At 73.0% G+C, this 8,801-nt stretch carries 5 protein-coding genes and 1 pseudogene; all 6 read right to left on the bottom strand.

The window, feature by feature from the left end; translation table 11 throughout:
- Positions 1-272: pseudogene (locus AN218_RS10960) on the bottom strand (hypothetical protein); the annotation flags it as partial.
- A 116-nt stretch (positions 273-388) separates the two neighbouring features.
- Entirely contained in the window at positions 389-3,511 is a 3,123-nt protein-coding gene (locus AN218_RS10955) for an alpha-N-acetylglucosaminidase (protein ID WP_070016598.1), read from the bottom strand.
- Positions 3,512-3,619: 108 nt separating this feature from the next.
- On the bottom strand, positions 3,620-4,276 hold the full coding sequence (locus AN218_RS10950; RefSeq protein WP_070016592.1) for a response regulator: 657 nt from the start codon (positions 4,274-4,276) through the stop codon (positions 3,620-3,622).
- A 233-nt stretch (positions 4,277-4,509) separates the two neighbouring features.
- Complete coding sequence (locus AN218_RS10945; RefSeq protein WP_070016591.1) at positions 4,510-5,397, bottom strand: Gfo/Idh/MocA family protein; 888 nt, start codon at positions 5,395-5,397, stop codon at positions 4,510-4,512.
- Positions 5,394-5,765, bottom strand: coding sequence for a 5-carboxymethyl-2-hydroxymuconate Delta-isomerase (locus AN218_RS10940; protein ID WP_070016595.1), 372 nt, complete (start codon positions 5,763-5,765; stop codon positions 5,394-5,396). Before AN218_RS10940 ends, AN218_RS10945 begins: the two co-directional genes overlap by 4 nt.
- A gap of 483 nt (positions 5,766-6,248) precedes the next feature.
- Positions 6,249-8,645, bottom strand: a complete 2,397-nt coding sequence (locus tag AN218_RS10935; protein WP_079132035.1) for an MMPL family transporter — start codon at positions 8,643-8,645, stop codon at positions 6,249-6,251.
- Positions 8,646-8,801 lie beyond the last annotated feature (156 nt).

The following is an 8,801-nucleotide window of genomic DNA, read 5'->3' as shown; positions in this document are numbered from 1 at the left end:
CCCGCACTTGGGCCCGCGTACGGTCCGCCGGCGCCCCGCTGCGCGGGCAGCGGCCCCGCCTCGATCGCCTCCCGGCCGCGCGGCAGCGCGCGCTGCACGAGGGAGTGCGCGGTCAGTACCCGTCGGTGCCGGGCCAGCGAGGTCGGCAGCACGAGATAGGCCAGCCGCACCAGCCGCGGGTAGTGCTCGACGAGCGCGGCCTGCGCCTGCTCGACGTCGACGGATCCGGAGGGGGTGCGTGAACGCTGCGAAGTCGCTTCCGAAAGGGCCACGTGCAGGAGAACGAGTGACCGGTGCCTTGGTCACCTGACGCCCGCGGCCCGACGCCGTACGCCGCGGGACCGCGGACGCCCCCGCCCGTCCGCCCGACGGGGCCGCTACCGCACGTCTACCGCACGTCCCAGTCGCCGAACTCCACCGTGCCCCGGGCGCCCGTGCCCCCGTTCGTCGCCGACATGAACATCCCCACGTCCTGCCGTGAGACCGTGCCGGGAACGGTGACGGTGCCCACCGAGCGCCAGTTGGCGCCCTCGTCCGTGGACAGCTCCCCGTGGAAGGAGCGGCCGTCGCGGCTGAGGCGCAGCGTCACCGGGGCCTTGACGCCGGTGATGCGCACGTAGGTGTCGAGGGCGCCGTCGCCGTCGGAGTCGTACGAGAGCACCACCCCGTTCTCCGGTGTGACCGACAGATTGACGAACCCGGGCGACGCTTCGCCGGGCAGGTCGTTGCGGGCGACGATCCCCGCACGCGCCCACGGTCCCGTCACCTCCTGTGCGACGACGCGCACCGTCGCCGAGCCGCCGTCCCGCAGCGCGCCCTCCCGGTAGACGGCACCGAAGTGCGAGGTGCCCTTCCAGAAGTCGTCGCCGGCGCCGTTGATCGCGAAGCGGTCGCCGAGCTGCCCGAAGACCGCCTCGTTGGTGCTGACCGTGGACAGCTCGCCGTCCAGCGGGCCCGCCACCCACAGCCTGCCGGGCTGCGGCATCTTCACGCGGCGCTCGCCCTCCGGGCCGTACTCCACGGCGAGTTCGTACTCCAGCGGCTTCAGCGGGTCCTTCAACTCGGCCTTCGGCGCCCGCACCCGCCAGGTCACCGCGGCGCGGCTGCCCTGCTCGACGCGGAGCACCGAGGTGGAGCCCTGCGGCTCGGCGTCCTCGAGACCCGTGAGGGAGAAGTCGACGGTGCCGGTCGCGCGCAGCCCGCTCTCGTTGCGGAACGTCGCCTTGAAGCTGCCGGAGCCGCCCGGCGGCAGCGTCGCCGGCTCCGACTCGGCGGCGAGGCTGCCCTGGAACGGCGCCTTGGCGAGCGCCGTGTGCACACGCTGCGCGGTGCGGAAGGTGTCGCCGGACGGGCGCCGCGCATACGACGTGTGCTCGCCCGACCAGGCCGCCTCCTTCTCGTACCAGTCGAAGGTCTTGGGCGTGCGGTCCTCGGCGAGGGCGTCCTCCAGCTCCTCCAGATACTCACGCCACTGCGGCCGGTGGACGTCGCCGATGAGGCCCTGCCAGTCGCGGTTCGCGTAGTTGGCGAGCAGACCGCGGTCGGCGGCGGGGCGGTCGGCCCAGGAGGTGAGCAGGGTGCGCGCGGTGACCTCGAGCTTGTCCTGCTCGGCGGTGTCGTCGCCGGCGAGGGCGCGCGCGTCCGCGAGCCACGGCCCGAGCAGGAACGAGAGGTGGGTGCCGGCGATGTCGTCGCTCAGGCTCATCAGCGACAGCCACAGATTGGCGACCTTGCGGAACGCGGCGAGGTCCTTCTGTTCGTACGCCGACTTCAGCTTGCCGATGAGCAGCCACGAGCGGTTGGCGAGCGCCTGGCGTGCGACGTCGGCGAGGTCGTGGCGGTAGGCGTCGCCGCCGCGCAGCGACTCGCGCACTCCGAGCAGCGCCGTCAGCGCCGCGTCGAAGTCGGCAAGGTCGAAGGCCGGGGTGTGCGTGGCGTAGTGGGCGCCCGAGCGGGCGTCGAGGCTGGGACGCGCGGAGAAGACGCTGTCGTGCGGGCGTCCGTCGGTGCTGCTGATCTCGTACGCGGTGCCGCGCAGCGCCGTGAGCGCGGCACGGGCCTTCTCGTCGTCGCCGCCGTAGCGCAGCCGCGCGTAGCCCGCGAACCACTGGGTGCGGTCGATCGGTTCGCGGTGCCAGGCCAGTTCGCTGAACAGCTCGAAGGCGAGCGGGTCGCGGTGGGTCGACTCGGGCATGTAGGCGGTGCCGACGAGCTTGCTGCCCGCCTTGTCGCGCCACTTGGTGAACCGGTCCGTCCACATGTGCGTCTTGGCGCCCAGCGTGGTGCGTCCGCCGAAGTTGGGGATGGTGCCGAACGCGTAGGGCACACCGCCCCAGTCGCTCTCCCGGCTGGTGATCTTGTCCAGGTCGGAGAGCCCGTCGACGACGAGCGCGCGGTCCTTGTGCCGCAGCGCGTCGAGGAGTTCGCGCCGCGGGTTCTTCTGCCAGCCGAGGATCACCCACGTCGCACCGGGCAGCGCGGTCTGCAACGCCGTCTCCACGGCGCGCGCCGCGTCCGGCACCGGTACGTTCCCGGCCTTGCCGCCCTCGTGCAGCAGATCCATCTTGACGTGGGCGATCTCGCCGAAGACGGCCTTCTGATGCTTGTAGTACGCGGCGGCCACCGTACGGAAGACGGCCGTGCGCGGATCGAGCCACGCGGGCCGGGTCAGTCCGTTCCAGTCGCCCTGCGGGACGGTCGTACCACCGGGATTGCGGTCGGAGAAGTCCTCCGGGACGGTGCCGAAGTAGCCGGGCAGCACGGCGTGCATCCCCAACTCCCGCAGCCTGCTCACGATGCGCCGTCCCAGCTCCTCACGGCGCTTCAGCAGCGCGGAGGAGACGGGACCGCCGTACTCGGAGAGGTTCTGCAGCAGCCACCACGGCTGGTGCGAGGGCGCGGGGATCCAGGCGCGGGCCTCGGCGTCGGAGTAGCCGAAGTCCTTCAGCAGCCGGTGGTAGACGGCCTCCGAACCGGTCGTCACCAGCACCTCGTTGCAGCCGTGCAGCGCCAGCACGTCGATGAAGCGCTCCCAGTGGTCCCAGTCGGCGTACGGGGCGGTGTAGCCGTCGTGGGTGTCGTTGAGCACGAAGCGGTGCGCGACGGTGGCGCTGCGCTCGTACGTGCTGCGCGGCGCGGGCAGCTTCGCGGGCAGGTCGGTCTGGCTGCCCGACCACGAGATGTGGGCGGCGCAGGTGTACTTCAGATACCAGTGCAGCCCCGTCAGCGCCACGGCCGGCGACGTCCCCGCGACCTTCAGCGCGCCCTCGCTGCCGGAGACCTCGAAGCGCTCCTTGCCGGTGAGCGCGGTGAAGGCGATCTGCCCGGCGTGCTCGGGGAGGAGCCGGCGCACCGCGGCCTCGGCGTGCTTCATGTCGGCGGCGTCCGCGGTACGGAAACCGGGAACGGCCGGTGTCTGGGCCGCTGCCGGGCCGGCACTGGGACCCAGCGCCACACCGGCGCCGAGTGCTCCTGCCGTACCCAGAAGAGTGCGTCTGTTGATGTCCTCCACGGCGTGCTCCACTTCTCCGGTACGTCCCGATCACCGCTGACACATGTGGTGCGCACGCTAATGGAGTGACATGGGCCTGTACGAGAGGGCACGGCAGAATCGTGCTGGTCAGCCCCGGTCGGAGCCGTCCAGATACGCGAGTACGGCGAGCACGCGGCGGTTGTCGTCGTCGGAGGGCGGAAGCCCCAACTTCCCGAAGATATTTGACGTGTGCTTGGCCACGGCCCGCTCCGTGACGACGAGCTGAGTGGCGATCGCGGCGTTGGAACGGCCCTGCGCCATGAGTTCCATCACTTCTCGCTCGCGGCCCGTGAGCTTCGCCATCGGCGCCTCCTGCGAGCGGCGCGAGAGAAGCTGCTGGATCACCTGCGGATCCATCGCCGTGCCGCCCGCGGCGACGCGGCGTACCGCGTCCGTGAACTGCTCGGCGTCGAAGACCCGGTCCTTGAGCAGATATCCGACGCCGCCGGTGCCGTCGGCCAGCAGCTCCCGCGCGTACAACTGCTCGACGTGCTGCGAGAGGACGAGCACCGGCAGCCCGGGGCGCCGGCGCCGCGCCTCCAGGGCGCACTGCAGACCCTCGTCGCTGAAGGACGGCGGCAGCCGCACGTCGACGACCGCCACATCGGGCTCCAGCTCCTTCAGCGCCCGGCTCAGCTCCGGACCGTTGTCGACGGCCGCCGCGATCTCGAAGCCGAAGGCTTCCAGCATCCGGACCAGACCGTCCCGCAGCAGGAACAGATCTTCGGCGATGACGACGCGCACTGGGACTCCACGGTGGCCGGGCGGAAGCTGGGACGGACGGGGATACGGACGAAATCTACCGGCTGGGCAGGGCAGTTGGGGGGCTTACGTCCGGGGATGCGGGGCCGGTGGCCCGGCAGGCTGCGGGGCGCGGTGCGCGGTGCGCGGTGGGTTTCGGCGTACGTGCGTACGCGCGCCCCGCGGCGAACCGGCGCCGCGGGGCGGGGAGCTGTGCTGCCGCTGTCCTGCCCGTCCTACCGCTGGAGAGCAGTCTCTACGCTCGCGAGGATCTCCGTGACCCGCTGGGCGAAGCGGACGTCGCAGGCGTGGGCCCGTCCCGTACGGGCGGACTCGGTCAGCGCGTCCACGGCACGGGCGAAGGCGTCGACCGGCGACTCGTCCCGCTCGGGCAGCGTGCTCGTACCGGCGGCGCCCCTGACCTCCGCGGCGACGCCGGCCGCGGCGGGCGGCATGGAGTGGCTGAGCGTGCAGACGCTGGAGGCGCCCTCCGCGTGCCGCAGGATCATGTGCACGGTGTCGCCGACTCCGCGTCCCGCGCGCAGCAGTTCGGGTTCGGGCACGTCGCCGAGGACCGGCAGCAGTACGGACAGCGCGTGCGGCCCGACGTCCCACAGAGCGCCCCGCTCACGGCGCCACGGCGAGGCGGTGTACGGGGAGTCGGCGCCGCCGAAGACGGGGGAGAGCCAGTCGGCGCGGCCGGTCAGCCAGCCGCCGGCGGCGGCCTGTTCGTCGATCCAGGCGGCCGTCGGCTCGCTGAAGCGCAGCGTGAAGAAGACGACGGAGGCGACGCCCGTCTCCGCCACGGCCTCGGTGACCTGACGGGCGGCCTCGGGTTCCGTCGCGACCGGCTTGTCCAGCAGCAGATGGCATCCGGCACGGGCCGCCCGTACCGCCAGCGGCGCCTGTACGTCGGGCGGCAGCGCGATCGCGACCGCGTCGCAGTCGGTCAGCAGCGCGTCGACGTCGTCGTAGGCGCGGGTCCCCAGCTCCTGTGCGGCATGCCGCGCCGCCTCGGAACGGCGGCCCCACACCCCGGCCAACTCCACGTCCTTGTGGGCGGCGAGAGCGGGGCCGTGTGTGGCGAGCGCCCACGGGCCGGTGCCGAGCAGTCCGAATCTCATGCGTGGTCCTCTTCTGTGTGACTCGCGAAGCTGCCGCGGGAGAGGTCGCAGACGTCCACGGACGTGTGCACAGTGACGCCTGGCGTCGGTTTGACGTGGTCGCGGGCGAGGCCGAGTACGGCACGGGAGAGTTCCGCCTTGGCCTCGGGCGTACGGCCGGAGAGGAGCGCCACCTCGACATGGAGCATCGCGACCTCGTCCGCCCCGTCGGCGATCACGCACTCGTCGATCTGCCGGAAGCGCGTCTTGCAGCCGTCGACGGACCCGACCACGGTGCGGGCGAGCAGCGGGTGCAGGGCGAGGCCGAAGCCGCGGCGGTCGAACGTGTCGGCAAGGGCATCGGAGTAGTCGACAGTGATGTGCGGCATGGGGGCAGCGTACGGGCTGTGGTTGTGCGCCACGAGCGAAGCTCACCGGATCGTGGGCAGGGCGGGACGTCCGTCATGCGGTGTGTGCGCGAAGGCGCTCTGACCTGCTACGACGTGGGTGCCCTGACGGGGGCCGGACGGTTTTCGGCTCGCGGTCGCGGTCGCGGTCGCGGTCCGGCGGGCTGGGTGCGTCGTCGCGGTCCCGGCCCGCCGTGGCCGCTCCCCGGGGGGTCTTCTCGCTTGCGGCGTACGGGAGTTGGGACGGACGGGGACGTGCGCACGGCGGGAGCCGGACGTATGGGGCCGGCTTGCCGGCACCAGGAGGCCGGCGTCGGACAGCGGACCTGTCACGCGCACGCGGCGCGCATCCGTACACGGCGCGCACCCCACGGACACGGGAAAGCCCGGTCCCGGCAACGCCCCCCGCGTCGCCGGGACCGGAGTGCGGTGCCGGTCCGGCACCGCGTCCATGCCGCTCTCGCGTCAGCGAGGAGCGAGCACCGGCTCCTCGGCCGCCGCACCGGCGGCCCCCGTAACCCCCGTCCCGGCCGCGGCGCCGGCCGCATCCGCATCCGCATCCGCATCCGCCCCATGGGAAAGGTCCGGCAGCCCCCGCAGCATCCGCGGCAGGTACCAGTTGCGTTCGCCGAGGAGTGCCATCACCGCGGGCAGCAGCACCATCCGTACGAGCGTCGCGTCCAGCAGCACGGCCGCCGCGAGTCCGATGCCCATCTGCTGCATGTCCTGCATCGACAGCGTGCCGAACACCGCGAAGACCGCGACCATGATCACCGCCGCGCCGGTCACAGCGCCCGCCGTGGCCCGTACGCCCTCGCCGATCGCCGCCCGCGTCGGCGCTCCGCGCCGGTGCGCCTCGCGGATACGGGAGACGACGAAGACGTGGTAGTCCATCGACAGTCCGAAGAGCACCACCAGGACGAACAGCGGCATCCACGACTCGACGGCGCCCACGGCCTCCGTGCCCAGCGCCTGAGCGCCCCAGCCGTGCTGGAAGACGGCCGTCATCACGCCGAACGCGGCGCCGACCGACAGCAGGTTGAGCACCACCGACGCCAGCGCCACGGGCAGCGAGCGGAAGCTCACCAGCATCAGCAGGAAGGTGACGGTGGTGATGAAGAGGAGGACCGGGACGATGCCGCGCCGCAACTGGCCGTCGAAGTCCATCGATCCGGCCGTGTCCCCGCTCACGTACGCCTGCCCGTGCAGTGACACCGGCGTCAGCGTCTCCGGTACGAGGGTGCCGCGCAGCCGTTCCACGGCCGCCTTGGAAGCCGCGTCCGTGCCGTCGCCCGCCAGCGGTACGGAGATCTCCGCGACGTCCGCGGAGCGGTGCACCGTCGTCGTGACGGCGGAGCCGAAGTGCCGGTCGGCGCGCGCCCGTTCGGTGAAGCCGGCGAGTGCGGCGCGTACCCGGGGCGCGTCGACGTCCTCGGTCTTGAGCACGATCCGCGCGGGCGCCGGCCCGCCCGGGAAGGTCTCGCCGATCGCCTCGGCGGACTCGCGCAGCGGCGAGCCGGAGGGCATCTGCTTGTCGAGGGCGAGCTGTTCGGTCTTCATGCCGAGCGTGGGCGCGGCCAGCGCGAGCATCGCCGCGGTCGCCAGTACGGCGAAGATCCCCGGCGCCGCCAGTACGGGACGCAGCACCGCGGCGGAGATCCGTCCCCCGGGACGGCCCTGCCCGCCGACCTGCCCGCCGCCCTGCCGTCCACCCCGGCGTCCGCCCCGCCTGCGCCGTCCGCGCCCGGTGAACGGAAGCCGTCCCCGTTCGACCCGGTCGCCCAGCCAGGACAGCAGCGCCGGAAGGATCGTCACCGAGCCGAGCATCGCGATGAGGACGACCAGGATCGTGGCGACCGCGAAGCCCTTGAACATCAGCAGCCCGGAGAGGAACAGCCCGGCCATGGCCACCATCACCGTCAGTCCGGAGACCAGTACGGCCCGGCCGCTGGTGGCGGCGGCCACGCGCAGCGCGGTCTCCGCGTCCCGTCCGGCGGCGCGCTCGTCCCGTTCGCGGCGCAGATAGAACAGGCAGTAGTCGATGCCGACCGCGAGCCCCATCAGCAGCATCACGGAGCTGGTGGTGTCGAAGATGTGCAACTGGTGGCTGGCGACGGCCAGCAGACCGTTCGCCGCGACGAACGCCGTGACCGCCAGCGCCACCGGCAGCAGCGCGGCCACCAGCGCCCCGAAGGCGACGAGCAGGATGCCCAGCGCCACGGGCACGGCCGTCCACTCGGCCTTCGCGAAGTCGTCGCCGAGCATCTCGCCCAGCCACTTGTCGGCGCTGGCCTGCCCGTACTGGCGGACGGTGACGCCCTCGCCCCGGTGCGCCTCGCGCACCTTCGCCACCGCGTCCATCACCGGCTGCACCCGGTCGCCCGCGGTCTCCGCCGAGCCCTTCATCCGGAACTCCAGGAGCGCGGCCCTGCCGTCCTCGGACGGTACGGGGCGGCGGGTGCGCTCCGCCTCGCCGGTGGCCTCGACGGCCCGGGCGACCTCCGCGGCGACGGGCTTCCAGACCTCCGGGCCCGCCCCCGTCACCATGACCGTCTCGCCGGCGGGCTCCTCGATCCCGGCGTCCTCCAGGATGCGCTGGGCGCGGGCGGAGTCGCCGGACATGCCCTCGGAGTCGGTCACTTCGGCGACGCCCGTGACGCCGCCGAGGGTGGCGGCCAGGACGACGAAGAGCAGCCAGCCGAGGACGGCCGTCCGCCGGTGCCGCGTGGACCAGCCGCCGAGCCGGGCGGCGAGACCGGGGCCGCGGAGCCGCCGGGGGCGGCGCAGCCAGTCCTCGTCGCCGTCCCTGCGCGGGGCCCCGGCCCCGGGAGGCGCGGTGTGCGCCCTCGTCGTCTCGTGCATCGTGAACTCCCCCTCGTCCGGGCCCCCGGCCCGTGCCAGGGGGACATCGTGATCGGTCGCTTCGACGCTAGGAACCGCGGCCCGGCCGCCCCAGCCGCCGAGGCCCCCACTGCGGGGAGGGGAACGGACCAGGCAGGGGGTGTCGTCAGGTACACC

Origin of the sequence: Streptomyces nanshensis (assembly GCF_001751255.1) — a bacterium.
Lineage (GTDB): Bacteria > Actinomycetota > Actinomycetes > Streptomycetales > Streptomycetaceae > Streptomyces > Streptomyces nanshensis_A.
Note: the sequence above shows the minus strand (reverse complement) of the source record. Positions and strands in the feature narration are given on the sequence as shown.

Excerpts from the sequence above, each read along its gene's own strand:
- AN218_RS10945 (WP_070016591.1), bottom strand. The coding sequence starts at position 5,397 with ATGAGATTCGGACTGCTCGGCACCGGCCCGTGGGCGCTCGCCACACAC.
- AN218_RS10940 (WP_070016595.1), bottom strand. The coding sequence starts at position 5,765 with ATGCCGCACATCACTGTCGACTACTCCGATGCCCTTGCCGACACGTTC.
- AN218_RS10935 (WP_079132035.1), bottom strand. The coding sequence starts at position 8,645 with ATGCACGAGACGACGAGGGCGCACACCGCGCCTCCCGGGGCCGGGGCC.